Annotated in this window: 22 protein-coding genes; 8 read left to right on the top strand and 14 right to left on the bottom strand. The window is 58.8% G+C overall.

Annotated features, from left to right (window positions below):
- Window positions 1-47: 47 nt before the first annotated feature.
- From V6093_RS04650 to V6093_RS04640, 3 genes are all read right to left on the bottom strand, one after another.
- Window positions 48-1211, bottom strand: coding sequence for an acyl-CoA dehydrogenase family protein (locus V6093_RS04650; RefSeq protein WP_047602688.1), 1164 nt, complete (start codon window positions 1209-1211; stop codon window positions 48-50).
- A gap of 71 nt (window positions 1212-1282) precedes the next feature.
- Entirely contained in the window at window positions 1283-1879 is a 597-nt protein-coding gene (locus V6093_RS04645) for a thiamine pyrophosphate-dependent enzyme (RefSeq protein WP_047602689.1), read from the bottom strand.
- On the bottom strand, window positions 1867-2397 hold the full coding sequence (locus V6093_RS04640; protein WP_047602690.1) for a thiamine pyrophosphate-binding protein: 531 nt from the start codon (window positions 2395-2397) through the stop codon (window positions 1867-1869). Before V6093_RS04640 ends, V6093_RS04645 begins: the two co-directional genes overlap by 13 nt.
- 489 nt (window positions 2398-2886) lie before the next feature.
- On the opposite strand from V6093_RS04640, the gene V6093_RS04635 reads away from it, so the two are divergent.
- The 5 genes from V6093_RS04635 to V6093_RS04615 all read left to right on the top strand — a co-directional run bounded on the left by V6093_RS04635 (window position 2887) and on the right by V6093_RS04615 (window position 9206).
- On the top strand, window positions 2887-4179 hold the full coding sequence (locus V6093_RS04635) for a dicarboxylate/amino acid:cation symporter (protein WP_047602691.1): 1293 nt from the start codon (window positions 2887-2889) through the stop codon (window positions 4177-4179).
- A 214-nt stretch (window positions 4180-4393) separates the two neighbouring features.
- Window positions 4394-5317 (top strand): LysR family transcriptional regulator, encoded by a 924-nt coding sequence (locus tag V6093_RS04630; protein WP_047602692.1) that lies wholly within the window; start codon window positions 4394-4396, stop codon window positions 5315-5317.
- Between the two features lie 274 nt (window positions 5318-5591).
- Entirely contained in the window at window positions 5592-6962 is a 1371-nt protein-coding gene (locus tag V6093_RS04625; protein ID WP_108078669.1) for an MFS family transporter, read from the top strand.
- Between the two features lie 380 nt (window positions 6963-7342).
- Window positions 7343-7531: a hypothetical protein gene (locus V6093_RS04620; RefSeq protein ID WP_175442728.1), complete on the top strand. Its 189-nt coding sequence runs from the start codon at window positions 7343-7345 to the stop codon at window positions 7529-7531.
- 1354 nt (window positions 7532-8885) lie between these two features.
- A complete protein-coding gene (locus tag V6093_RS04615) occupies window positions 8886-9206 on the top strand; it encodes a hypothetical protein (protein WP_265979112.1) in 321 nt (106 codons plus the stop codon).
- A 50-nt stretch (window positions 9207-9256) separates the two neighbouring features.
- Here the strand turns inward: V6093_RS04615 and V6093_RS04610 are convergent, their stop codons facing one another.
- The 7 genes from V6093_RS04610 to V6093_RS04580 all read right to left on the bottom strand — a co-directional run bounded on the left by V6093_RS04610 (window position 9257) and on the right by V6093_RS04580 (window position 19249).
- Window positions 9257-9568 carry a hypothetical protein gene (locus V6093_RS04610; protein ID WP_265979114.1) on the bottom strand — a complete coding sequence of 104 codons (312 nt, stop codon included), beginning with the start codon at window positions 9566-9568 and terminating at the stop codon, window positions 9257-9259.
- 21 nt (window positions 9569-9589) lie between these two features.
- Window positions 9590-10525 carry a hypothetical protein gene (locus V6093_RS04605; RefSeq protein ID WP_265979116.1) on the bottom strand — a complete coding sequence of 312 codons (936 nt, stop codon included), beginning with the start codon at window positions 10523-10525 and terminating at the stop codon, window positions 9590-9592.
- 100 nt (window positions 10526-10625) lie between these two features.
- Window positions 10626-12794, bottom strand: a complete 2169-nt coding sequence (locus V6093_RS04600; protein ID WP_265979118.1) for a P-loop NTPase fold protein — start codon at window positions 12792-12794, stop codon at window positions 10626-10628.
- Between the two features lie 1195 nt (window positions 12795-13989).
- Window positions 13990-14982: an integrase gene (locus V6093_RS04595; RefSeq protein ID WP_265979120.1), complete on the bottom strand. Its 993-nt coding sequence runs from the start codon at window positions 14980-14982 to the stop codon at window positions 13990-13992.
- Between the two features lie 1779 nt (window positions 14983-16761).
- On the bottom strand, window positions 16762-17190 hold the full coding sequence (locus V6093_RS04590; protein ID WP_004577360.1) for a DUF6691 family protein: 429 nt from the start codon (window positions 17188-17190) through the stop codon (window positions 16762-16764).
- Window position 17191: 1 nt separating this feature from the next.
- Window positions 17192-17629 carry a YeeE/YedE family protein gene (locus V6093_RS04585; RefSeq protein ID WP_004577361.1) on the bottom strand — a complete coding sequence of 146 codons (438 nt, stop codon included), beginning with the start codon at window positions 17627-17629 and terminating at the stop codon, window positions 17192-17194.
- Window positions 17630-18055: 426 nt separating this feature from the next.
- Complete coding sequence (locus V6093_RS04580; protein WP_108078686.1) at window positions 18056-19249, bottom strand: sodium:proton antiporter; 1194 nt, start codon at window positions 19247-19249, stop codon at window positions 18056-18058.
- A gap of 320 nt (window positions 19250-19569) precedes the next feature.
- On the opposite strand from V6093_RS04580, the gene V6093_RS04575 reads away from it, so the two are divergent.
- Window positions 19570-20142 (top strand): bifunctional pyr operon transcriptional regulator/uracil phosphoribosyltransferase, encoded by a 573-nt coding sequence (locus V6093_RS04575; protein ID WP_047602794.1) that lies wholly within the window; start codon window positions 19570-19572, stop codon window positions 20140-20142.
- Window position 20143: 1 nt separating this feature from the next.
- On the opposite strand, the gene V6093_RS04570 is transcribed toward V6093_RS04575, so the two are convergent.
- Window positions 20144-21022, bottom strand: a complete 879-nt coding sequence (locus tag V6093_RS04570) for a universal stress protein (RefSeq protein WP_179052861.1) — start codon at window positions 21020-21022, stop codon at window positions 20144-20146.
- 78 nt (window positions 21023-21100) lie between these two features.
- Between V6093_RS04570 and V6093_RS04565 the strand changes: the two genes are divergently transcribed.
- A complete protein-coding gene (locus V6093_RS04565; protein WP_014756736.1) occupies window positions 21101-21226 on the top strand; it encodes a hypothetical protein in 126 nt (41 codons plus the stop codon).
- A 14-nt stretch (window positions 21227-21240) separates the two neighbouring features.
- Here the strand turns inward: V6093_RS04565 and V6093_RS04560 are convergent, their stop codons facing one another.
- From V6093_RS04560 to V6093_RS04550, 3 genes are all read right to left on the bottom strand, one after another.
- Complete coding sequence (locus V6093_RS04560) at window positions 21241-22119, bottom strand: universal stress protein (protein ID WP_265979126.1); 879 nt, start codon at window positions 22117-22119, stop codon at window positions 21241-21243.
- 161 nt (window positions 22120-22280) lie between these two features.
- The gene (locus tag V6093_RS04555; RefSeq protein ID WP_406669718.1) at window positions 22281-24563 is read right to left on the bottom strand and encodes a heavy metal translocating P-type ATPase; all 2283 of its coding nucleotides are present in this window, start codon (window positions 24561-24563) and stop codon (window positions 22281-22283) included.
- A 6-nt stretch (window positions 24564-24569) separates the two neighbouring features.
- On the bottom strand, window positions 24570-24824 hold the full coding sequence (locus V6093_RS04550) for an outer membrane lipoprotein OprI (protein WP_265979305.1): 255 nt from the start codon (window positions 24822-24824) through the stop codon (window positions 24570-24572).
- Window positions 24825-25012: 188 nt separating this feature from the next.
- Between V6093_RS04550 and V6093_RS04545 the strand changes: the two genes are divergently transcribed.
- Complete coding sequence (locus tag V6093_RS04545) at window positions 25013-25660, top strand: BON domain-containing protein (RefSeq protein ID WP_019751519.1); 648 nt, start codon at window positions 25013-25015, stop codon at window positions 25658-25660.
- The last annotated feature ends 3 nt before the right edge of the window (window positions 25661-25663 follow it).

Raw genomic sequence — 25663 nt, 5'->3', positions numbered from 1 at the left:
TCTCTCTTGTTATGGCAGGCCCCCGTGGTTAACGGGGGCGGTCCGGATCAGAACGAACGTGGCAACTCCAGGAGGTGTTCGGCCACGTAGGACAGGATCAGGTTGGTCGAGATTGGCGCGACCTGGTACAGGCGGGTTTCACGGAACTTGCGCTCGACGTCGTATTCGTTGGCAAAGCCGAAGCCGCCGTGGGTCTGTAGGCAGGCGTTGGCCGCCTCCCAGCTGGCCTTGGCGGCCAGGTACTTGGCCATGTTGGCGGCCGCCCCGGCGTTGCGCCCGCTGTCGTATTCGGCGCAGGCGCGCCAGCGCATCAGGTCGGCGGCTTCGATCTCGATATGCGCCTCGGCGATGGGGAACTGCACGCCCTGGTTCTTGCCGATCGGCCGGCCGAACACCTCGCGATCACGGGCGTACTGGCTGGCTTTCTCGACAAACCAGCGGCCATCGCCGATGCACTCGGCGGCAATCAGGGTGCGCTCTGCGTTGAGGCCGTCGAGGATGTAGCGGAAGCCTTTGCCTTCTTCACCAATCAGGCAACTGGCCGGGATTTCCAGATTGTCGAAGAACAGCTCGTTGGTCTCGTGGTTCACCAGGTTGGCGATCGGTTGTACGGTCAGGCCGTTGCCGATGGCCTCACGCAGGTCGACCAGGAAGATCGACATGCCATCGACCTTTTTCGTCACCTCGGCGAGCGGGGTGGTACGTGCCAGCAGGATCATCAGATCGGAGTGCTGCACACGCGAGATCCACACCTTCTGACCATTGATCACATACTTGTCGCCCTGGCGAACTGCGGTGGTCTTGATCTTGGTGGTGTCGGTACCGGTGGACGGCTCGGTAACGGCCATCGATTGCAGGCGCAGTTCGCCGCTGGCCAGTTTGGGCAGGTAATAGCGCTTCTGCTCGTCGCTGCCGTTACGCAGCAAGGTGAACATGTTGTACATCTGACCGTGGATGGTGCCGGAGTTGCCGCCGCAGGCATTGACCTCTTCGAGAATTACAGAAGCCTCGGCCAGGCCCAGGCCGGAACCGCCGAACTCCTCGGGAATCATCGCCGACAGCCAACCCTCGTCGGTCATGGCCTTGACGAAGGCTTCAGGGAAGCCCTTTTCCTCGTCGATCTTGCGCCAGTACTCGGCGGGGAAGTCGCCACACAGGGCACGCACACCCTCACGAATGGCGTTGAGTTCTTCGTTGTTGTTGTCGTTCATCATCATTCTCCAAGGTGGACCGGGCCGGCAGCGTCATCGTGGTTCGGCCGCCGGCCGGCCCTTTAACACGGTCAGATGGGCTGGAAGCCCAGGGCAGCGCGGAAGCGGTTTTTGATGTAATGGCCATCGCGCGGCGGCAATACGCGGGGCGGGTTCTCGGCCTTGATCTTCACCGTCGCCAGCTTGACGCCATCACGGGTGGCGAAACGCTCGCGCAAGGCATGCACACCGTCCATCTCACGAATTTCCTGAGTCCAGGCGAAACCGCAGGTGTTGGCAACCTGGTCCAGCTGAATGCCGAAACCGGCGTGGCTGACCTGCATGCCTGTCTCACCGAAGTGGCCGTTGTCCAGTACCACGATGGTCAGGTTCTTCGGCTGTTGCAGGGCAACGGTGGCCAGGGCACCAAAACCCATCAGCAGTTCGCCGTCTCCGGTGACCACCACCACGCTTTTGTCTGGCTGGGCATTGGCAAGGCCCAGCCCTACGGTGATGGCGCTGCCCATGGCGGCCCAGAGGTAGTAGTTGTTGTCGTGATCGCCTGCGGCCATCACATCATAGGAGGCCGAGCCCAGGCCGGTGACCACGAGCACATCGTTGCGATCGGCAAGCAAGGTACGGACGACTTCACGGCGGCACAGCACGTGGTTGGCGCTTACTTGACCCATTTCTTTTCTCCGATCAGACGCTGGCCAAGCAGCAGGGCAGTGGCGGCATCGCCATTGAAGGCCATGGTGGCGGCACCATGGAGAAGGGGCGCCACATCCTCAGGCTTGTCAGCGCGCCAGGTCATCACCTTCATCAAGTTGAGGGAGGCTTCGGTGGCCTGGCCCATGGGGTTCTGCCAGGCGTTGAACTCGGCCCAGTCGCCACGCATGGTCACCACCATCAGCAGCGGGAAGCCGGCGCAGTTCTGCAGGGCAAGGGTGTTGATGCAGTTGCCGACGCCACTCGACTGCATCAGCAGGGCGCCGCGTTCGCCGCCCAACCAGGCGCCGGCCAGGTAGCCGATGCCTTCTTCTTCGGTGGTCAGCACAACGGCCTTGATATCGGGGTCCGCGTAGGACATGCGGATGGCCGCCGAGTGGCCGGCATCCGGGACGAACACGACGTGCTTGACGTCGTGGGCCTTGAGAACGCGGAACACGTCCTCTTGCCAGTTCTGTTCAGCTTCTTGCGATGACATGGGGTCTCTCCCGGCAGTACTGCTTTTGTTTTTCCTCATCATGGGGGGAGTTGCCGTGCACGACGACTACCGTTTTTTTCTTTGAGATATGCCGTTGCGGCATAGGTCGGCGCATGCAACGGCAGGTAGACACGCGCTGAGACCGGTTGCCGCGTCGGGTCAGGCATGGCGCGGGCAGGGGAGGCTGTCGTTATAGAAAGCGGGCATAGCTGATAGACACCTGCAGCGCTTATGGCGCGTCGGCGAAGACGTTAGGTTGTCGACTCGATCGCGGTCGAGCCGCTGTCGAATCAAAACAACAATAAAATTGGGGATCATCGATGTTGCTTCGTTACCTGCGCACGCTCGCCGGGTGGCTCACTGCAGAGCCGCCATTGGCCGATAAGCCATCCTCACCCTGCCGGTTCCGGCACCTTGCACTGTCCTATTTCGTTCCGTGATGCACTGCCCAGGCAGTGTTGGATCTTATTGCTTGAATACAGGTGCTCAATGAAACGCAGACTACCGTTGGCGGGCTGGATACTGCTGGCCATGTTTCTCGGGGTTGTGATCGGCTACGTCATTTTTCTCACCAGCCCGGACAAGGCCGCCGCTGCCCATACCGCGGGCTACATCTCGGTGATATCGGATGTGTTCCTCAGGCTGATCAAGATGCTGATCGGGCCGCTGGTGTTTTCCACCCTGGTGGTTGGCATCGCCCACATGGGCGACGCCGGTGCGGTAGGCAGAGTGTTCGGCAAGGCCATGATGTGGTTCCTGACGGCCTCGCTGCTGTCGCTGGCGGTCGGTCTGATGATGGCCAACATCCTGCAGCCGGGGCTGCATCTGGCGCTGCCCTTGCCGGACGTCAGTGAAACCACTTCGCTGCAGACCTCGGCCTTTACCCTCAAGGCCTTTGTCACCCATCTGGTACCCAGGTCGTTCGCCGAGGCCTTGGCCAACAACGAGATCCTGCAGATCGTGGTGTTCTCACTGTTCTTTGGGGTCGCCCTGGCGGCGCTGGGAGAAAAAGCCAAGGGTCTGATACGCTTGGCCGATGAGCTGGCCCAGGCCATGCTGCTCATCACCGGCTACGTCATGAAGCTCGCGCCCTTGGCTGTCATGGCGGCGATGGCTGCCACTGTAGCAGTCAATGGCTTGTCGATCCTGGCCACGTTCGCCGTGTTCATGCGCGACTTCTATCTTGGCTTGGTCTTATTGTGGGTGTTGCTGGTGCTGGCCGGGGCGATGTTCCTGGGCCGGAGGGTGTTCGCCTTGCTGGCCCTCATCAAGGAGGCGTTTCTGCTGGCGTTCGCCACAGCCAGTTCCGAATCGGCCTACCCGAAACTCCTCGCGGCGCTGGACCGCTTTGGGGTCAGCCGCAAGATTTCCAGCTTCGTGATGCCCATGGGTTACTCCTTCAACCTCGACGGCTCGATGATGTACTGCACCTTTGCCGTGCTGTTCATTGCCCAGGCGTACGGAATCGAGATGACCCTCGGCACGCAAATCCTCATGCTGCTGACCTTGATGCTGACCTCCAAGGGGCTCGCCGGGGTGCCTCGGGCATCGTTGGTAGTGATTGCCGCAACCCTGGTGCAGTTCGATATTCCTGAAGCGGGGCTGCTGTTGATCCTTGGGATCGACACCTTCCTCGACATGGGGCGTTCGGCCACCAATGCCGTGGGTAACTCGATCGCCACTGCGGTAGTGGCCAAGTGGGAAGGGGAACTGCAGGAACCGGACGCACAGCCGGCGAGCCCACGCGCCACTGACCCGGAAGTAGAGCGTTCAACAGCTTGAGGTCGGCGCTTGGCTGACACTGGAGGCCTGCGGGCGATTGCAGCGGGTGGAACAGGGCATTCATCCGTGCGGCCACACGTGTGTGGCCAGCCCGAGGGGTTTTCATGGGGTTCTAGCTGCTATGCTCAAATTCTATAGCTGGCGCCCGAGGCTGTCTTTAGACTGTCAAACACGCCGTTTCAGAGGCGCTCCTTTCCTTGCCAGTGGTTGACCGATGGACGTAACGCAACTCAAAACCCTGATCCACGTGGCTGAGCTGGGCAGCTTGAGCAAGGCGTCGGACCGGCTGCATGTCGCGCAACCGGCGTTGAGCCGGCAGATTCGGCAGTTGGAAAAGGAGCTGGGCGTTTACCTGTTCGAGCGCCATGGCCGTGGGATGGAAATCACCGCGGCGGGGCTCGAGGTGCTTGAGCGGGCCACCCGCATCATGAACGAGCTGGAGTCTATTCGTACTTCGGTCGCTGGCGGGCGCGCGGCCTTTCGCGGCATGGTCGCCATCGGTACCACGCCGACGATCGCCGAGATCGTCACCGTGCCGCTGGTCAAGCGCATCTGCGATACCCACCCGGACCTCTCCATCCGCTTTTCATCAGCCTTCAGCGGCTATCTGCTGGACTGGTTACAGCGGGGCGAACTGGAATTGGCCATCTCCTACGATCCGCAGCCGCTGCATACCCTGCGCATCGAACCGGTGATGATGGAAAACCTCGTGTTGGTGGGCCCTCCCGATTCGGGGCTGACCCTCGACACGGCGATCCCTTTCGCCCAGCTGGCCAGTGAACCGATGGTCTTGCCCAGCCCCCGCCATGGGCTGCGCAAGATCATGGACCAATGTGCCCTGGAGCGCGGCTTCAAGATCACCACTAGCGTCGAGGCGGATTCATTCGGCGCGATGATCGACCTTGTGCGCAATGGCTTTGGTTACACCGCGTTGCCCTTGGCCTCGATCTACTCGCGCTTGAACGACGGCACGCTGTGCGCGGCACCGCTGGTAGACCCTACGCCCATGCGAAAACTGGTGCTGGTGCTGCCGGCCGATCGCCAGGTGAGCCCGGCTACCCGCTATGTCGGCCAGACTTTCGTCGACATTGCCTCGGAGCTGGTGGCCGAAGGTATCTGGGCTGGGCATATGCTCTGACGCAGCCAGCTATTCAATTGAGGCATAACTGCTAGAGGGGAGCGGGTCTGGCCGCTATCCAGGTGAGGGCGTAGCTTTGCTCGGGAATAAAAGTCAGTGCGCTTTCGCTGACTTGTAAAATAATAGATCCCAGAAGGTACCCCCCATGATGCGCGTTTCATCGCCTCGCGTTTTGCCGCCCGCTTTTTCCCATCGCGACTCCAAACCGATCAATCGAACGTAAACCGACGCTGTCGTTCCTGCCTTACGTTTGCCTTAGATCTGGAGTTACCCCATGCACGCCAACAATAACAATCCCGCTGCGCCTGATATCCGCAACCTGACCAACCGCCAACGGATCCGCGCCATACTCGGTGCCTGCTCCGGCAACCTGGTGGAGTGGTACGACTTCTTCATCTACGCGTACACCTCGATTTATTTCGCGGCCCTGTTCTTCCCCCAGGGCGACCAGACCACGCAGTTGCTGGCGACCGCCGGAATCTTCGCCGTGGGCTTCTTCATGCGCCCGTTGGGCGGGTGGATCTTCGGCTACCTGGCCGACACCCGTGGTCGCAAGTTCTCCATGATCATCTCTGTGTTCCTGATGTGTGGCGGCTCGCTGATGATCGCCGTACTGCCCACTTATGAGTCCATCGGCATGGCAGCTCCGGTGCTGCTGCTGGTAGCCCGCTTGATGCAGGGGCTCTCGGTCGGTGCTGAATACGGCACCGGGGCCACCTACATCAGCGAAATTTCCCGCAAGGGCAAGCGCTGCTTCTTTGGCTCGTTCCAGTACTTCACCATCATCGCCGGCCAGTTGCTCGCGCTGCTGACGGTGGTGGTGCTGCAAAATGTGCTGCCAATCGAGGAGCTCAAGGCCTGGGGCTGGCGGATTCCGTTCTTCATCGGTGCGGTCAGCGCACTGGTAGTGGTGTACCTGCGCCGCTCGATGCTTGAGACCGCCCATGCCCAGGGCGCCAAACACAAGGAAGCCGGCTCGATCAAGGCACTGATGAAACACAAGAAAGCCGTGCTGCTGACCATTGCCATCACGGCCGGTTGCTCGCTGCATTTCTACACCTTCTCCACCTACATGCAGAAGTACTTGGTGGTGTCGGCCGGCTTCGACCCCTCGACAGTCAGCTTCATCATGACAGCCGCCCTGGTGGTGTTCATGTGCCTGCAGCCGGTGTTCGGGATGATGGCCGACCGGATCGGCTCGCGTAACAGCATGATTGCCTTCGGCCTGCTGTCGAGCCTGTTGATCGTGCCGTTGCTCACGGGCCTGAAGAGCGTCAGTAACCCGTACGAAGCCTTCGCGTTGGTCATGCTCGGGCTGCTGATTGCAGCGTTCTATACGCCGGTGACCGGCGTGCTCAAGGCTGACCTGTACCCCGCCACCGTGCGCGCACTGGGGGTAGGTTTGCCTTATGCACTGGGCAATGCGCTGTGTGGCGGCACGGCCGAGTACGTGGCGCTGTCGTTGCGCGGCGCAGGGGTAGAGTCGTATTTCTACTACTACGTGGCGGCCATGAGCGCCATTACCCTGCTGGCTGCTGTGCTCATGCCTGACTTGCGCAAGCATGGTTACCTGGATGGCACCGGTGCGGTGGAGGAGCACACCGGCCTGCGCAGTGGCCCTGCGTACTCCAACGCCCGGGGCTGAGCTCGGGGCTGGGCAGCCTTGGTGGTTGCCCGGATATCTTCATGATCGTACTGCCCGGTGCTGCAGCGTCCTCAAAATGCTCGATCGATTGCTGGAGGAGGGGAACGAAGCTTTGGCACATGAACGAGCCGCATTTGAGCTAGAGCGGAAGGAGATGAAAACTGAGCGAAGTACACTTTCGGGCGACTGTATTGTCCGCTCGGCGGCAGCCTTGCAGCCAGAGGGCGTGACCATCCAGTGGCGCGAGAATCGACATCGCTCTATAGGGCTTTCAACATCCGCTCCAGGGTTTGATACTCCCAAGTCGACAGCCGATCACCTAGGTCGAAATCCCAGCGCTTTCCCTCCGGGCTCACGCACCGCTCGCAGTAGTCCAGCTCATGACAGTCGTTGTAGATCGTGATCCGCCATCCCTCTACATCGACTTCGAAGTGGCAGGCGTACAGCTGCGCCCACGACTGACTGCCAACCTTGGTCATTGTCCGGCGTCCGAGCACGACCTCTCGCAGCACCTGGCAGACTTGGCGGGCCGTCAGCGCGCCTGGGAGAGTGTCACCGTATTCGTCTAAATTCATACCCAGCTCTCCTGGCACATCCGATCGTCTCGAAGACCATGCGGCCAGCTTGGTCTTGCTCTGAGGAGGAGCTACCGATCCGCCTAGATACTGTTGATACATACAGATACTGTTGATGCATCCAGTTCCTCTCGCTAAGATCACCACCAGAACATTAGTACCACTCGGCGTAACGAGCGTTATGACGAAGCCAGACCAGACTGGCCGTGATCGTTGACGGATGAAGGTCTCCAACCTAGTCAATGACCTGGATGGGTTGAAGTGCCGGTACTGTTGGGCTTCTTCAGCGGAATCTCTACTGCATTGCCAAAGGTTAAGGAGTTAGTTTGGATATACCAATCCCCTTTAATTTTGTTGCAAAAATTGCGTCTTGGGTTTGGGGGCGCGTGACCAGGGGGCTGTTGTATGAGACGTATTCTAGATCCCACGAGCGATGGAGCTCAAACCACAGATTGGGCTCGCATTGGGACGCCTTAGGTGATCACCTAGAATATTCAGTTAATTTGGCACAGCCAACCTATCCTAAATCACGCGTGGGGAAGCTTGCGCTACGTGCAACGGGGGAGACTGTGGCAGGAGTGGAGGTCTTCTTCGAAGCTCGAGGCCTGGGGGTTAAGTATCAGCAACGAATATCTCTTTGCAATGTTGACGACACACCGGTGATTTGTAGTCTTACAAACATCCCCATGATGCAATATGTAGACTCTCCAGGTGATTGCATTAGCTTCACAGTGGAAGACTTCAGGTTTCTCCAGTGCGAGGTGAAACTTAGTTCAGGTGAAAAGGTGAGGGCATTTGACTCAGTGCGATCCTATCTCACACACAGCTGGTTATTTAGTGATGATTGGTCGTACCGCTGGGGATATTGGTGGAATTGTAATTCAATAAAGTTTGCGAAGCATGAGCTGAGCACCTACTGGCGTTGGGGGTTCGGCCTTCCGAGGGTTAGAGTATATACTCCTCGCACGACCTCTCCGTATCGCAAGTCACTAATGCAAGCGCTGCTACAAGGATTTGGATGGTTGATGGGATCAGCCCCCCTAGTAACCGTCCAGTTTTGGTTTGCCATCTGGTCTGGATTGTTTGTTATGGATAATGGTGATCGTTTGTGTTGGAGGTGGAGTACCAAGCAGAACGGTGATACGGAAGGATAGTAGAAAGAAACTTTTACTCTGATTATTGAGTGCGCCCACCACACTAAAAGCAGGGCGCGGTCAAAGGGTCGCGCTTTCCGCGAAGCGGGCTGGTTGCTGTTTCTCCGACCGGGCTTTCCGCTCGGCAAAGATCCTCATACAACGTATGGCGGGACTTGGTTGTCAGTAAGGTATCAGCCCATGGAATATGCGCTATGCATCCAACAACACCAGACGGTCGCTACTTCGTAGTCAAAGGTCAGCTCTGGCGCTGCAGCAACCCCGCGCTGCCTGTTGAAGAGCGTCAGCACCTGGTGCACGACTTGATGGAAGCACGGCGAGTCGTGAAGGAAGCCAAAGCACTGGATGATGAAGACAAGCTGCATGCCGCTCGAGCAGCGGTGGATGAGGCGAAATTCGCACTAGGGGAAAGGGGCCCGGTGTGGTGGGATGACGGTAGCCCGGACTACAACCGCCACAAGGCGATCAACACGCCCTACGCTGACTGGTATCACTTAATCGATGAGCAGCAGTGAACATCCTTGTGGATCTAGCAGGCCTGATAGTACAAGCCTGCACAGCCCGATTATCGATCGTAGGTGTTGCCACCAGTACTGATCTTGTAGATGGTCTCGGAGTAGGGCAGACGCGCAATGATGGTGGTAGCGTTCACCACAGCCCCCATCGTCATACCGCGGCAAAGCAGGTTCACATAGCCCTGAATACGAACGCACATCGCATCAGCGCTATCGATGAAATTCGTCTTGTTGAGACGAAGCATGATGACTGTCCTCCCTTCTGGTACCGCTCCAATTGGCGGTACTGAGAAAATCGTAATCTGGGTGTAGATGACCAAGCAGAGCAGGGCGATGCCCGCTGCCATAAAAGCCTTCTTCATGTAGAGAGTCCTATCTCAGTATCAATCGATGCGCTTAACGATGCCGAACCGGCCTTCTTTGAAATCGCTTGCCCGGAGCACAGCGGGAGCAGCTTGGTCACAGCTATAGGTCGAGTAGCTCACGGGCGGATTACCGAATCGATCCGAGCTACGATTAGCGCAACCTGAAGACGAGGCAACGATGTACAGGGGTTTAATGATCGCTTCATTAGGGACTTGAAGACCCATTGAGAATCTGATGCTTGCCTTGTGAGCAAAATCGTTAGCGTCGTCGTGGTAGTTTCCCAGGAAGGTCGCATAGCTGCTCCAGCTAACGAACTCAAAGCCCATGACGCCAAGGCGTTTGAGCTCGCCACCGTTTGATGCGTAAACAATCAGAGGGGCCAAACGGGGATCTTTGCTCTTGGACGAGTAGGTCACCTTCGCGGTGATGTACCGAGAGCCGCGCTCAGCCGAGCGGTATTCGTACTCATCCCCGTGATCGTTGAAGCTCCATTGGCCGGCCACTTGAGCAGACTGAAGTGAGACGGCGCTGTCGTCCGCGGTGAACGAGCCTTTGACCGGGATCGCTTTCATACCAAGAGCCGCCAGTCGGCGCTCTTCTTGTTCCTTAGCTTCGCGATCCTTGACCATTTTTTGCAAAAGGCCATTTCCGATCGCAGCTTCAGCGGAGTCGGCGTAGCGGGAGGTTAACGATGCCAAGGCTGCTTTCGCGGTTGTCTCGTCCCCGGCATCCACAGCCTTTCTGAGCTGGGCTAAGAACACTGCCGGTGTCTCTTTGAGAGTCTTATTTTCCTGTTCGAGCTGAGTGATCCTGGTTTTCGCAGCTGCAATCTGTGCTTGCAGAGAACTGATGTCCCCGCGAAGGCTCTCCGCCTGCTTTCTGTAGGCTTCGCCACCATCTCCACATCCAGTAAGGGAAAGAGCCATACAAGAAACCAGCAAACCATTCCTCACGAAACACTCCTTGGGCATTCCTCGTATCAGGAATGGCAATTTAACATCATTCCGCAACCGCCGAAACGTAATGGTTTTCCTAGAGAAGAACCCCAGTTAATCATCTGCTTGCGTCGGTGCCGTCCACGCCATAAAGGGGCTTGCCGTCTAGCACCGATTGCCATGCTGCACGCGCTGGATAGGCCAGTGTTTCATCTGCGAGTCGCTTGGAAGCATGCTGACGCAGGGTCTTCAGTGGGCAAAATGCTTTGGTCACTCCCTCATCACTTGGCAGGGCGTAGGCTTGGCCGTTGCTCGAATCCCAACTGTTACGTAGGAAGTGGAGAGCGAACTGATCAAGAGACTTTTCGGACGCTTCCACGATACGGAAGATTTTCCTGCATGCTTGAGAATCAAGGCGCGCAAGTGTCCAGAGAACACGACTTGGAAGGTTGACCTCAAAAAATCGTTTCTCCTCTGTCGCATTCAGCACGTTTTGAGCAAAGGCTTGTATCACAGCGTCCTTGTTGTCCTGCTCAAGCAAAAGATCGCTGTCGTACCTCCTTTGATTCGGTACGTAGCTCACTCGAAGCAACTCGGCCGCGCAGCTCAGTGCGTATGGGTCAATAGCCACTTGGGTGTAGATTGCTGAGGCGCTCATGGAGTCAAAGGAAGCTGTAAGCAGCTTAATCTGTCGCAAGGCGAGGTCGTCAGGGCTCATTCCAAAGACCCCATCACGGTGTCTTCCACGCTTTACAAAAACGGAAGAATCAACAAGCCGAGCGAGCGATACACAAACACTTGAAATATCGTCGAGTTGATCGCTCGGCAAAGAGGAGCCGATTTGGCCGAGCATGTCCATAAATTCATGGCACACGTCAGGAGTGAGAGCAGCAACTATGTTCTCCCGCTGGGCGGGATTTTCTAGATACTGTCGAGCCGTCTTGATGCTCACATCACCATCTGTTATGCCCAACTGCAGCGCGACGAGTAGCCGTGAAGGATCTGAAATCACTCCATCAGTGTACTTACCGTCACCCATTGAGAAGCCTTCTTCTGCCGCTGCCACCTCAGGAAACAGGAAATGAACGACTTTACGAATTGCGTCAGTGCGTCCGTGTGCATATGCAGTTGCTCGCTCAGCTGAGCCGTCAGCGACAAGCTTTGTAGAATCACCAGGCCCAATCTCACTTGGCAGATGCCCCACGAACAGCTGTGGCTTAATCCTCAACAGCTCATACACCTGCGGAGCTTTCACCGACAACGCAGCTAGCCCAAGGATGTCAGCAAACACAATCTCACCCCGTAGAAGGGGCTCAATCATTCGCACAGCATTGAATACCCGGGCAAGATCTCGGGGCTGCTCCAACAAGTCCCGTAACCCCAGTTGATACAGGAAGCCCAGCCGCTTGGTTTGCCCCTCGAAGTAAGTTTGGATCGCCTTCGGATCAAGACTCCCGACAGCCGAGTCAAACAGCTTTGACCGGGCGCTCAAGGACAGGTTTGGCAGCGGCATCCTGACTTGAACGATCTTGTCCAGGTACGAGCTCGATTGAGGAACCTTAACGCTTGAGAGAGCTGCAGTAACGTATGCGGAATCCCAAGCCACGACATATCCGACCCTTGGCAGTCCCCCGACTGCTTTGATGATTCTGATCATCTCAAATACTTCAGCAGGGAAAAGACGGTCGACATCATCGATGAAAACTATGACAGGGCGATCAAAGCTCCTAAGCGCAGCCTCAACTCGCTCCTTTTGCTCCTCAAGGTCAGGCGATTTGTACTCTGCAACGGCTTCACTGGCATCGCCTGCAGCATCCATTACCGACTTAACCAGGGACGCCCACGGCTCCACGCCTGGTATGAGTTTTAGGACATCAAAAACCTTTGAGTAAGCTTTGAGCTCTTTGGCTACCTTCCGGCCATCCTTGCTGTGATCGCTCAATTTAACGGCCTTAGCAATGCTGGCGAGAAACTGGCGGAGCAGGGCATCCTTGTCGCCAACCAGCCAGGGGTTAAAATGCACAATCACTGGCTGACGCTTCTTGTCCTCACGGTTGAGCAGGGCCTGAATCATCGCGAGAACTGAGCTTTTTCCGCTTCCCCATGGGCCTTCGATTGACAGCACGAAGCCCGACGTCGAAGGCACTTTACGAAGCGAGGAGGTGGCGATTTCAGCGAACCCTACTCGGGATAGCTGATCGGTGTCGATAGCAGATTCGGGTAGAAGAGGGATGTCGAAATCAATTCCCTCAACATGCGATGCCCCTGTTGCGTGCTGCTTGCCCATATTAGCTCCTTCCAGGAGCATGGAGGCCCCATGCGCAAAATCAAAAGGCCAGCATAGGGTATTTGGGAAGCAGTCGAAAGTAGAGCAGACATACTACCTAGCCGAATGTTCAGGCTGCCGAAGGTTGGCTTCTAGATTCTGGCGTTTGCTGCGCGCTGCTCCGAAGCTCACAGCCTAGGGCCTTGCCGTAGGATATTTTGTGTCTATCGCACCTTCGGGCTCATAGAGACCGGCTAACGAGTATCACCATAGGAAATCGCCATTCGTCGAATCAATCTAACGAGGTATTTCGCCTCATCTAGAGTAATGGAAGGTTGCCTCGCCTAAGCTCTGGTCGACTTAAAGAGGTTATCCGCCCAACACATCCTCCCAGCATCTTTACCGCATTACCAAGCTCGAGATCGATCACTCCGATTCTTCTTCGAGGGTGAACCAAGCGGCCCAGTTAGCAGGAATTAAAATCATCGATCGCCATAATCGCTATCAGTCGGGGGGGCGAATAGAAGCCATACTGCGCAGTATTTATAAGTCCACAGCGAAGAACCCGCTGAGCCTACTTAGAGTGAGTTCTCTTTCAGATATTGAAACGATGACGGAAGAGAAATTTGTGCAGATCTTCCAAATAAGCTGCAAGCACACGCCACGTCGGCCGGTGTAGGCGGGCTACACCTGTGCAGCGTTCTAAGTCCAACGCGGTCATACGCAGCTACCTGTGTGGGAGCCATGGTGCAAGCCAGCGGCTTAGCCGGTCATGAGGGAAGGGCGCCGACACCTCGAATCTATCGGACATTCAGGCTCGAAAAGGCCGGCTCTGAGCGAAGGGCACAGACGTGAGGAGATAAAAAACACGTCGCGTCGAGTACCCGGGAGGGAGGATTGGGTGCCGGGAAGCAAGCACAGCGTATAGGCTGACGGATGGAAGCCGGGGGCGGCGAGGCGTCGTCGTCCGACGATGTCTCGATTCACGATAGCCGGGCCTAGAAGGGTACGCTCACGCTATCTGAACAAGAGTGTCAGCAGCAGGAATTTGTTGCTTCGCTAATGGAGGCGAAACATGTCTGGAATGAATCGAACGCTTTTGAGTATGGATGAGGCAGGCTCCTCCAGCAACGAACAGGCTTCAGTCAGCGACATTCACGCCAGCCTTGCTCGCAGTGCCAAGCCGATCTGACGCCGATAAAAACTCACCCTTGTTTTACTTTCTGCCTTCCTCGCCGTTATCGACTGTCAACTCCGGGGCCCGGACAAGCGCGACGGTCAATCCTCTAAATTTATGTGAAGCCTGACGGATGGCTGGTGAATTGGACGCAGACGCTAAGTTTCCCAGCGCTTCTCTGGCTCTAACTAGGATTTTCCTTAAACCCTTGAGCCCAATCGCACCCTTGGAATTATCCGTGGGAAATATGGGTGAGGGCGGGAGTAAACACCGTTTGTCAATATTTAGATATTGCAAATATCTGTTAAAAACCTGATCAAATTTTCTTGGCATCTTTTTCCAACCTACGGCGCCAGTCTTACGCTCAAACCATCTACCACTCTCGTCAATGATGAATTGATCCAGCCTGCCAGGGCTCGTGGCAGAGCCAATCACGCGCCCCAGCGGCTGTGAAGAATACCTAGCTATGATGAGGCCCATCTCAATTGCCTGAAAATCGTGGCTGCTCAACAGGCGCTTCAGATTGCGCAGAATCCAGGTCATTTCGGCATCCGTGATAGTTTCCCGGGTCTCGGGCTGCTTGAACACCAGGTGGGCTAGCGGTGCGTTGGCGACATTCAGCCGACTAGCCCCAACGTCCTGGAGATAAAAATTCAAGAACTGGGAGACGATTCTGATTTCACGCTTCCAGATATTTTCTTCGATCTCATTTTCAGAGCCGGTAATGCGGGACTCGTCAAATGGCAGCCAGGCTGGATTAATAGCCCATGCACGAAAATCACGTTGTGCATCTGGGATGAAGCGAGGCTGTCTGCTGGATGTGCACCAGCTCTCATCTGGCTTGGCGATGAAATCCGCGTAGTGTTCAAATTCATCGCGTGTCCATTCGAACAGCGAGAGCTCGTTGGCGAAGCTCCAATTAAGCATCTTTTCGAGGGACATGGTGCAGGTGTGATAAAGCTGATGCGGTCTCTGAGGGTTCCAACTGAACGCCACCCAGTTGAGGTATCGGTGGGCGTACCAGGTATTCATGAACGGGTTGATACTTGGATCCAGCGCACTCAGTCGCTCGGCGACCTGGATGTTTACCGGGAGCTCGGTTTCTTGGCTTGGCCACCAATGGGAGTATGGGGCAAATAGGTTTAGCAGATAAATTTGAAGCCATTCGAGGCGAGCAAGGTCTGGGCGTGCTGAACGGAGGTTTGTGAAACTGCAGGGAGGCTGGAGGACGGGGAGCCATACGTAAGCGCTTGATTTTAAAAGAACGGGGTTTTGTGAAAATCTCAACGGGGTTAATGGAAACGGACACTGACCCTGGCTCCCTTACATAGCACATGATTTAACATAATACGCATTATGCATAACTGCGTATTAGTCACCGGTACCGCTGGGTGGGCAGATTTAAAGCCAGGTACATGACAGCTCAGGCGCCTTTCCAGCTGTGACAGTACACGGAAGCCTCTTACCCTAATCTCGAAAGTAAATCGACCTAGGCCGATTTTTTTGCCTCATTCCAATCCATCTTGCTGCTCGGATCGCTCTCACAGCCGCAGACCCATTCAACGCTTCTGTCCACCGATGCCATGGATACAAGGCGCTTCCTGGCGCGACGAGCCTCGTCATTAAGGTGTCGATTTACGTCTATGTGTTACTGCAGCCACGTAAACTGCGTTAAGCAACCGTGCCAGCGCCTTTGCTATTTCTGAAGACTTGCGAAGGCCGCGTATGCTTACTCATCGATGAAAACACAAGCATCGGCGCGAACTCCTTTTTCTGACCAGAGGTCGAACCTGTGAAATCAGAAGAAACTTAAAGCGCGATGGCCTCGAGTGACTGCGGTTGCGCTGTCAATCCTGTACGGTTCCGAACACGCAATATCGGTGAGATCTGTTTCAGGTAGCTCATCATTATCCAGGTGAAAATAAAGCATGAGATATTTGTAGAGCCGGGTTTTTCCAATCGTATTTGGCTCTGATTGGCACAGACGCCACGACCTTTCAATAGCCTAAATGCCCAGATCAATCCCAATAGACGCTTTCGCCTAACCTTGGCAACCCCTCAACCTAGAGCGGTTTACTCACTCAATAAACGATAAAATCGGTCAAAATCATCGCCCTGTACAGCTCTGTCTCAGTCAGTACACCCGTTAAATCTGCCTGGCGCGCGGGTGCACGCCAGCCATTCTGTATCCTCAAAGCCCAATTCCAGGCTACCTGAGCGCTTCAGTTTGCCACGAAGCTGTCCGATATCAGCGTGCGCCCGCAGCCCGATAACCCAGAGAACCTGAGATAAAGCCAGTCGGTTGCATTGTCGAGCAATAAATACCAAACTACCCTTCTTTTATGTAAGCGCGCGACCCAACTCGACTAAATGAATATTTAGTTGAGTTATACGCATAGCCTGTCTGGAAAGTGCCCTTCACGCTTCCCTCAATATCCGATAACTCTCAGGCCGGGATATTGTGTATTCCTCAGCGCCATTCTTTATTCAGGTTGTCCCATGTCATCGTTATCACCCTGTCTTCGAAAGTTACCGGTGCTTTCTGATGCTGAATTTCCAGCAGTTGACCGAAGAACAGCCGACGGTGCGAGCCTACCTGGCCTCCTTCCCCGCCCCCTAAACGTGGCCGAGGGCTACAGACGACTATGCAACTGGCCGCGCACTCACCCGCCTTCAATGGGCGACTTTCGTCGGGATGGCAATGATAACGGGTGGTTCCATGTCGTCGGTAAGGGCAACGGGGTTGTCTCCTCTGCCCTCACCCAATGAAACCCACCCGCTGTTGTCTACGCGGCACGGCCGCAGCTTGCTTTACGCCTGGCGGCTTTTACTAAGCACTTCCAGCCCATTGAACAGCGCCATGCCGGCCAGCATCGCTGCCACAAACAGCCAGCCTTGCCAAAACCCGCCGGCCAGCAGCACCAGGGCCGGCCCTGGGCACACCCCGGCTAGCCCCCAGCCAATGCCGAAGATCAGGCTGCCACCCACTAGCCGTCGGTCAATGTCGCGCCGGGCAGGCAACTGCATCGCGCCGCCGAGCAAGGACACAGCGTGCTGACGCGCCCAAGCCATCGGCAGCAGTGCAACACCGATGGCGCCCACCATGACGAGTGCCAGTGACGGGTCCCACTGCCCCGCGAGGTCGAGAAACCCCAGTACCTTGGTGGGGTTTGCCATGCCCGACAGCAACAACCCCATGCCGAACAGCAACCCCGCGATGAATGCGCTGATCCGGGTCATTTCATGCTCCTGGGTAAAGGTGGCGAACCACGAAGACGGTGGCAAAGCCGGCCGCCATGAAGCACAACGTGGCCACCGCCGAGCGAGGGGACAGGCGAGAAAGGCCGCACACACCATGGCCACTGGTGCAGCCACTGCCATAGCGGGTACCCACGCCCACCAGAAGCCCTGCGACCATGAGCAACCAGGGGGCCGTACTGAAATGTACCGTGGGCATCGCCGAGAACGCTCGCCACAAAAGTGGCGCCGCGATGATGCCCAGCAGAAACGACAGTTTCTCGCCACGCCCTTCTCCCGTGCGCTGCAATAGCGAGCCGAGCAAACCGCTGATACCGGCAATGCGCCCGTTCGCCACCACGAACAGCCCGGCGGCCAGGCCTATTAGTGCTCCGCCTGCCAGAGCCGACCACGGTGTGAAGGCAGCCATATCAACCAACATTTCAGTGCTCCCTATCCAACTGCAGAAATGAACCGGTTCCATCTTAACGCTGTGCCTGCCCCCCTGGAATCCACCCCATCGCGACGGTCCTTCGGGCCCATCGACAGCCACGGGTAGCGTCAGAGGGATGCTGCTGGTAACCGCCTGTGCGACGGGTATATGCCCTGGGTTCCAGGCCTCTTGAACGCGCGTGGGGCTGAACCAGTACCAACCGATCAGGCTCAGACCGGGTACCGGTACGCCCCATACACTGATGGCGCCCAGCCGGCCAGTGATGTAGGCGCCGCCAACATTGGCCAATGTGGTAAACCAGATCAGTATGACCGCCCCTGCCAGCCAACAAGCCCATTTTCTTTGCTGGATGACTCCTGGTGCGCTTCTGCGCGTACATGCTTTGATGATACCGGTCGGTCTCCTGTCACACCCTCATTCTCGTGCGCTGCGCCCCAGCCGCCGCGCCCCCGGCAATGCACTCATGCCGTGCAATACCACGCTCAGCACAACGCAAGCGATGGTGCACGCGATGATCGTGCCAGCCTCTTGCAACGGCGCGTCCAGTATCAGTATCGCGAACACGATGGACGCGAGCCCACGGGGGCCGAACCAGCCGATGAACAAGCGGCTCTCGGCGCTAAGTGTGCTCCCCGCCAGGCTGAGCCAGACAGGCAGCATTCGCACCAGCGACAGGCTCGAAAGTGCGTAGAACCAGACGGAGGGTGCCATGATCTGCGAAGCCTTGGGCGCCACATAGGCGCCAAACACCACCCAGGTCAGCAGCGACAGCGCTTCACCGCACGACTCGCCGGTGACGATCAACGGCTGGGTTTCCCGTTTGAACAGGTAACCTGTCAGCAGCCCTGCGCAGAACGCGGCGATAAAACCGCTGCCCCCCAGTGCCTGAGCGCTGGCGAAGCTCAGTAATGCCAGCGCGGGCATCACCAGTTGCTGCCAGGCCTCGATCTGCAGGCAATGGCGTTGCGACAGTCGTAACAACCCGCCTACCAACAGCGCAAGCGCCGCCCCCGTGAGAACACCGATACCCAACTCCTCCAGGAAGAAGTAGCCCGCCAAGGCAAAAGGCATCGTCGAATGAGCCTCCGTCAACAATGCCAACAGCAAGAGTAGTACCGGCACGCAAATGCCGTCATTCAAGCCGCTTTCGACATTCAGGCTCTCGCGCACATCGGCCGGAACGTCGGGGTTGCTCACGACGGCCTTGCCGAGGGCGGCGTCGGTCGGGGCCAGTATCGTCGACAACAGCGCCATCTCCAGCCAGGGCATCCGTGGGAACATCAGCCAGGCAGCAAGCCAGCCCGCAATCAGTGTCAGTGGCAGCCCCAGGGTCAGCAAGCGCAAGGGCAGGCTACGGGATTGCCGCAATTGGGCCAGGTTGGCCTTGGCGGCATCATTGAACAGGACGATTGAGAGGGTAAGCTCGGCCAGCAAGCGAAGATCGTTGCGGTCCAGCGAAAGGTTCAACAACCCGAGCCCGGAGGGGCCTGCCACCAGGCCTGCCAGCAGAAACAACAGCGGCCCATTGACAGGTTTGGATTCAAGCGCACCGGCCAGGCTGGCGTACAGCACCAGCAAGGCGGCCAGAACAGCCAGGTTCTGATACATGGCCACGCCTCGGGATCAAAAGCGTATGTAGCAACGCTATCACTGCCCGCGCAACGCGACGATCTGAAAGGCGGCAGAAGTTATCTTAGGTCAACTATGCAGGTAATAAAGATCTCGCGTGCCGGTAACGGCCATGGCCCATCAGTGTCATCAGCAGGCTATTGGTGCCTGCGCCCGTCTGGTAGATGCAGTATCCGCGATGCACTGAAACTCAGGTTCCTGGCCCGGACTCGGCTGGCTATCACTTGGCTTTTATCAAGCCCACCTCAAGGTGCCCGGGTAGGCTCCCGCCCAGTGATATCCAATAAAGGAGAAACACCATGAATCGCCCCGCTCCATCGAGGGTCCGCCTGTATGACGAAGACGATCTGGACCGCGTGCTGCGCTCGATGGCCCGCCAGGCCATGGCCTGTCTGCCTGCGTCCGAAGTGGCACTGGTAGGCATTCAGCGGCGTGGTGAGCCGCTGGCGCAGCGCTTGCAACTGCACCTGCAGGCACTCACCGGTGCTGCGCCCTTGCCGCTCTACCCGATCAAGGTCAAGCGTTATGCAGACGACCTGAGCCTCCTGCATGCCCATACTCAACTCACCGAAAACCCTGAACTCGCCAAGCTCGACCTTGCCGCAACCACCTTGCTGGTGGTCGATGACGTGCTCTACGAAGGGCACTCTCTGCTACGCACCTGCGCCTATCTCGCCGACCTGGGTGCGCGCCACATCATCAGCGCGGTGCTCGTCGACCGCCACGTCTGCCACCAACCGGTGCATGCCGATATCGTCGGCATTCATCTGCAGGTCGCGGCGCAGGATATCGTCGAATGCCATGTGCCCCCCTACGAAGGTCAATTCTGCGTGGAGGTGGTGCGCCATGGCCGAACAGGCGATACCGTCTGATTCAACTGCCAGGTGCAGGCCTGATCGTCAGGATGCTGCACGGCGCATGGCTGACAAGCCGCTCGGTGGTATCGCCGATCAGCTTGGCCCAACGCCTGGCCTGCACGGCGCCGACCACCACCACATCGGCTCCCAGCGCTGCGATATGAGACTTGATGACACGCAACGGCGCACCTTCGCTGAAGAATCGATGGTTGTGGGCGATGCCGTGGGCATCGGCCAACGCATCGAACGGCAACTGCAGCGATTCCCGCAGCTCATCCGCCCAAGGGCCGGCGAGGTCAGGATTTGCCAGCATGGCGATTGGCAGGTCGTAAGCCGAAAGCAGGTTCAGCTGGCCCTGGCATTGTGTTGCCAGTTGCTGACCGGCCATCACCAGTGCGTCATTGAGCGGCGAGGCGTGGGATACATCCACCGCGACCAGCACGCTAGCTGGCATGGCTGGGGCATTCGCCGGTACGAACATCAACGGCACCTCGCTCCCATGCAACAGTACCTGGTCAAGTGAAGTCCGGGCCCGCTGATCGATCAGGGAACAGCCCGAGCAGTCCTTGATCACCAGGTCAGGCGCATAGCGGGCAATGCAGGCCGGCACCAGGTCTCGGGGATCGGAGGTTTCCACGGCCTCGAAACCTGGGCTTGCCCCCCTTGCCGGCTGTTCATCGAGCAGCGCCTTGAGCGCTGTGCTGAAATGCACGAATGAAACGCAAGGCCGCGGGGTTGTCGGCAACTCGTGGCGCAGGCGCAGTTCGCCGGGTTCATGAATACCCAGCACGTGCAGGGCAGCACCAGACGCCGCAGCCAGGGCCATGGCCCGGTCCAGCGCGGCATTGGCTTGAGCCTTGGTCATGATCAGCAAAATCCGGCGATACGGGCTCATCGGGCACCTCCCGGTGCGGCTGCAGGATAGCCTACGCCGCCGCAGCTTCAGCAGCGCGGGGCGCTGTTCCAAAACGGGATGTTCGAACGCATCCTGGTCGCCGACAGCATCAAGCCCTTTCGCCTGCCCGCCCCTTGCCAGGCCCGGCTGGACATCGTCGCCACCAGCGCCCTGGTCGCCGAGCGCCTCCCGCCCATGGCGTAGTCATCCGCACGTTCCTACACCACCAGGATGTTGCAAGGTACCTGGTACAACACATGTTCGGTGGTACTGCCGAACAGACGGTCCAGTCCCCGTGCGATGGGCCGCCCCAGGACCAGTACCTCCACCGGCTGTGATTCGACGTATGCGCTGAGCACCGCGACCGGGCGTCCGAGCACGAAATGGCAACGTTGCGGTGGTGCGCCGAAGCGTTCGGCCAGTTTCCTGAAATCATCCTCCAGCGCTTGGCGCAAGGGCTCGGCAATGTCACCGATGGCCCAGGCGGCATACCCCATATCGCCCATGTAGGCCATCGACAGATCGCAGGCGTGCAGCAGGTCCAGTTGCGCCCCTGTCTGCAAGGCCAAAGCACCGGCCTGCTGGACGATGCTGTCATTTCGGGCTTGCCCCTCTGGCGAGGTGTCGGCCACGTCCACCGCCGCCACGATCTGGCGCGGCAACGCCGGCTGGCTGGCACCGAGCAAGTAGACCGGGACCGGGCAGTGGCGCAACAGTTGCCAGTCAAGCGGCGTGAAGAAGGCGCGCTTGAGCGCAGGCTCATGCTCGACCTGCTTGAGCAGCAGGTCCGGTTGCATCTCCAGCACGTGCTGCAGAATGTCATCCTGCAGGTCGTTACTCCAGGCCACCTCGGTCGTCACCTGCACGCCGGAGGCACGCAGTGCGTTTGCCTGGGCTTCCAGCTGTTCATGCTGAGCAAGCCGCTCCGCTTGATGCTTACCGGACTCCAGCAGCCAGAGTTTGTCCAATGACTCGAGCAAGGCGACGATGTGCAGGCTGGCCGATGCCGATCTGGCCAGTGCAACAGCCTGCTCCAGGGCGACCGCCTGGTGCAGCATTGGACGCATGATCAGCAACAGCCGTTGATAGTGACTCATGATGGCCTCCAACGGTGGGCCGGCCTGATCACTCAGGTCGCTCGGGTTGCATCGAGACGGGGCTTTTCGGCCGGCAGTGATTGACCGCTGCTGCCAGCATCCGGTCAACGCCGCCCTTGGCGCTTGATTTTTATCAAGCGTGCAAATGCCCGCAGCGGTGTTCAATGTTGGTCAAGGTAACGGTACAAGGCCTCCTCCTGGTCGAAATGCAGTTTTGCCAAGGTATCCAGGCGTATGAGTTGGTGCTGGATTTCGTCGGCGCTCGGGTTGGCGGCGGCCTGGGCGAAATCCTCGTTCATGCGCGTCAGCAAATGGATCAGCCTGAACATTTCCCGGTGGGTATGGCTGAGCGGCGAGAGCGGATCCTCGCCTCCCATGTAGCGGCTCAACAGGGGGTACAGCTGCTGCTCGTCGTCCCGCTCATGGCGCTCCAGCGAGCCATGCAGGGCGGCGACCAGGCGCCCGAGGTCGGCCCGCGCCTGCTCCGCAGGGCGGCTGGCAAAGTCCCGCGCCATCTGGCTCAGGTCGGTCAACACCCCGTCCAGTTGTCGATGCTCGTCCTGCATGCGCTGCAGGCTCTCGGTCGGCAACCCGTTGTGGCCATCGCCCGCAACCGGGCCGAGGGCGCGAAGGGCGTTGAGGATGATCAACAGGTCGATGCCTTCCTGCAGTACCGCCCCCATCACCGCAGGCAGGTAGCCGGCCGCAGCGAACAGCATGGCCAGCAGCGAGAGGCTCATGCCCACCCACACGCCTTGCCGGGCGATGTGCACGGTGTGCCGGGCGATGTCGAGCGCTTCGATCAGACGATCCAGCCTGTCGACCAGCAAGACCACGCCGGCTGACTGTGCCGAAGCAGTCACGCCGGACGCGCCCATGGCAACCCCGACATCGGCGGCAGCCAGTGCTGGCGCATCATTGATGCCATCCCCGACCATCAGCGTGGGACCTTTTCGGCAACCTTCCTGCACCAGGCGGACCTTGTCCTGCGGTGAGAGGCCAGAGTGAAGCGCATCGATACCCGCTGTCAGCGCGATCATTTGCGCCGTCTGGGGGCGGTCGCCAGTCAGCATGACAATCTGGTCGATGCCGCGGGCTCGAAGCCGGCGCAGGGTCTGAGGGGTTTCCCGACGCACATCGTCGGCCAGCCGCAGCATCGCTTTCAATTCACCGTCCACGGCTACGAAACTGCCACTGCTGGCCAGATAGTCCAGCTGTTGCAAGCACACTTGTGCCCAAGGGCCCGCATCCCTGCCCTGCTGCACGTAAGCCAGCAGCCCCAAGCGCACGGCTTTGCCTTGTACCTGGCCGGCCAACCCTTGGCCTGGCGCCTCCTGCACCTGTTGCGGCGCCGCCAGGCTCAGGCCCCGCGCGAGGGCCGCGTCGACAATAGCCCGAGCGATCGGGTGGGTGGATGCCTGGGCCAATGACGCGGCCCACTGCAAGATCTGCAGCGGCGCGCCCTCCCCGTTAAGCTCGATCGATTGCAGCCGAGCATGGCCGCTGGTCAAGGTACCGGTCTTGTCGAGAAAAACCTGGCGGATCCCGGCGAGCGCCTCCAGTACCGCGCCATCGCGCACCAGAATGCTACGCCGCGCCGCTCGCGAGATGCCCGACAGCACGGCAATCGGCACCGCCAATATCAGGGGGCAAGGTGTGGCGACCACCAGCACCGCCAGCACGCGTTGCGGGTCGCCACTGGCCCACCAGGCGAGCGCGGCGATCAGCAACGTCAGCGGGATGAACGCCAGCGCGTAGCGGTCAGCCAGGCGCACGAAGGGCGCCCGTGACTGGCGTGCCGCCTCGGCCAGCCGCACGATGCCGGCATAGGTGCTTTGTGCCGCAGTCTGCGTGGCCACCAGCACCATCGGCGCGCCGGCGTTGCACACCCCGCTGGCCACCGGCTCGCCGCAATGACGAGTGATGGGTAACGATTCCCCGGTCAGCGCCGCCTCGTCCAGGGTGGTCTGGGGACTCTGCAGGCGCCCGTCCACGGGCACGATTTCACCCAGGCGCACCAGCACGGCCTGCCCTGGCCTGACCTGATCCACCGCAACTTCGCGCAGCCCGTCTTGCTCCTGGATCCAGGCACGTTGCGGCGCTCGATCGATCAGCGCCCGCAATTCGCGCTCGGCATGACGCACGCTGAACGCTTCAAGTGCTCGGCCAGTGGCCAGCATCAGCGCGACCACCGCAGCCACCAGCATGTTCTCCAGGGCCAGGGCGGCGGTGATCGACAGCAATGCAATCAGGTCGATACCCGCCTCACCCCGGGCTAGGCGCCTGAACATTTCCACCGCCAGGACCCCGGCCATGACCAGGCCACCAGTTGCCCAGACCAGCGCGGCCCAGGCAGGCCGCTGCGCCGCATAGGCCACGCCGCCAGTCAGCAGGGCCAGCGTGCAGACCACCAGCAGTGCGGGGTCGAGCCATCGACGTGGCATGGCGGGCTACTTGCGTCTGGCCTGCTGGCGCAGTTGCTGCACTTCCTCCTGAGCCTGGGTTGCCCGCCTTAGGGCCTCGTTGGCGGTCTGCTCGACCAGATCGATGCGGTAACACACTTGATCGGCGCGCAACCTTGCGGTGGCGGCGTTGTTCTCCGCTGATTCCAGGCGCGCATCGTATTCCTGGGCGCGCCACGCCGTGCAGCCGGACGCGGTAACCAGCAACAGGCTTGCCCACCCGCAAAGCACATAACGTCGCATGTCGGTACCCTCGTGCATGGCCAGGACACGCTAAGTATCGATGGCGGCGTGCGCCGCACGCCTGACATTTGTCAACCGCGACCGGCCTGTTCACCCGGTTTGACCTTTATCAATCGCGCTGGGGGGCACAAGGGTAGAAACAAAGACTCAGGGCACCGCCCCTACCCTATCTGCTACCGGAGCCGATCATGAACGACCTTGACCTGCGAGACCTTGTGCTCGAAGAGCTGGAATTCAAACCCGATATCAATGCAGCCAGCATCGGTGTGACGGTGCAGAACGGCGTGGTGACCCTCTCCGGGCACGTCAACAGCTACGCCCAGAAAGTCAGTGCCGAGCGCACGGTCAAGGCCATGAAAGGCGTGCGCGGCCTGGCCGAGGAGATAGAGGTACGCCTGAACAAGCTCGAAGGTACCGCTGACGACACGATTGCCAGCCGTGCCCTGAACATCATCGCCTGGAGCTCGGACGCCAACGTGGAGGGCATCCAGGTCACCGTGCAAAAAGGGACGGTGACCCTGGAAGGCCAGCTCGATTGGCAATACCAGAAGGAAGTGATCGAACAGGCAATCTGGCGCTTGTCGGGTGTGGTTGGCGTACACAACCGCATCACCCTCAAAGCCCGGGCCGACGTGGTCGATATCAAGCGCCACATCGAGGACGCACTCAAGCGCAGCGCCGAAATCGAGGCCGGAGGCATCCGCGTCACGGTCGACGGTGGTGTGGTCAAGCTGGAAGGCAAGGTGCACTTGCTGCGCGAGCGAGAAGTGGTCGAGCGTGCGGCCTGGTCGGTGCCGGGCGTCAGCAAGGTCGAAGATTATCTGTTGATCGCCTAGCGC

It is taken from the genome of Pseudomonas putida group bacterium ESBL64, from assembly GCF_045277175.1.
GTDB classification, from domain to species: Bacteria; Pseudomonadota; Gammaproteobacteria; order Pseudomonadales; family Pseudomonadaceae; genus Aquipseudomonas; species Aquipseudomonas alloputida.
Note: the sequence above shows the minus strand (reverse complement) of the source record. Positions and strands in the feature narration are given on the sequence as shown.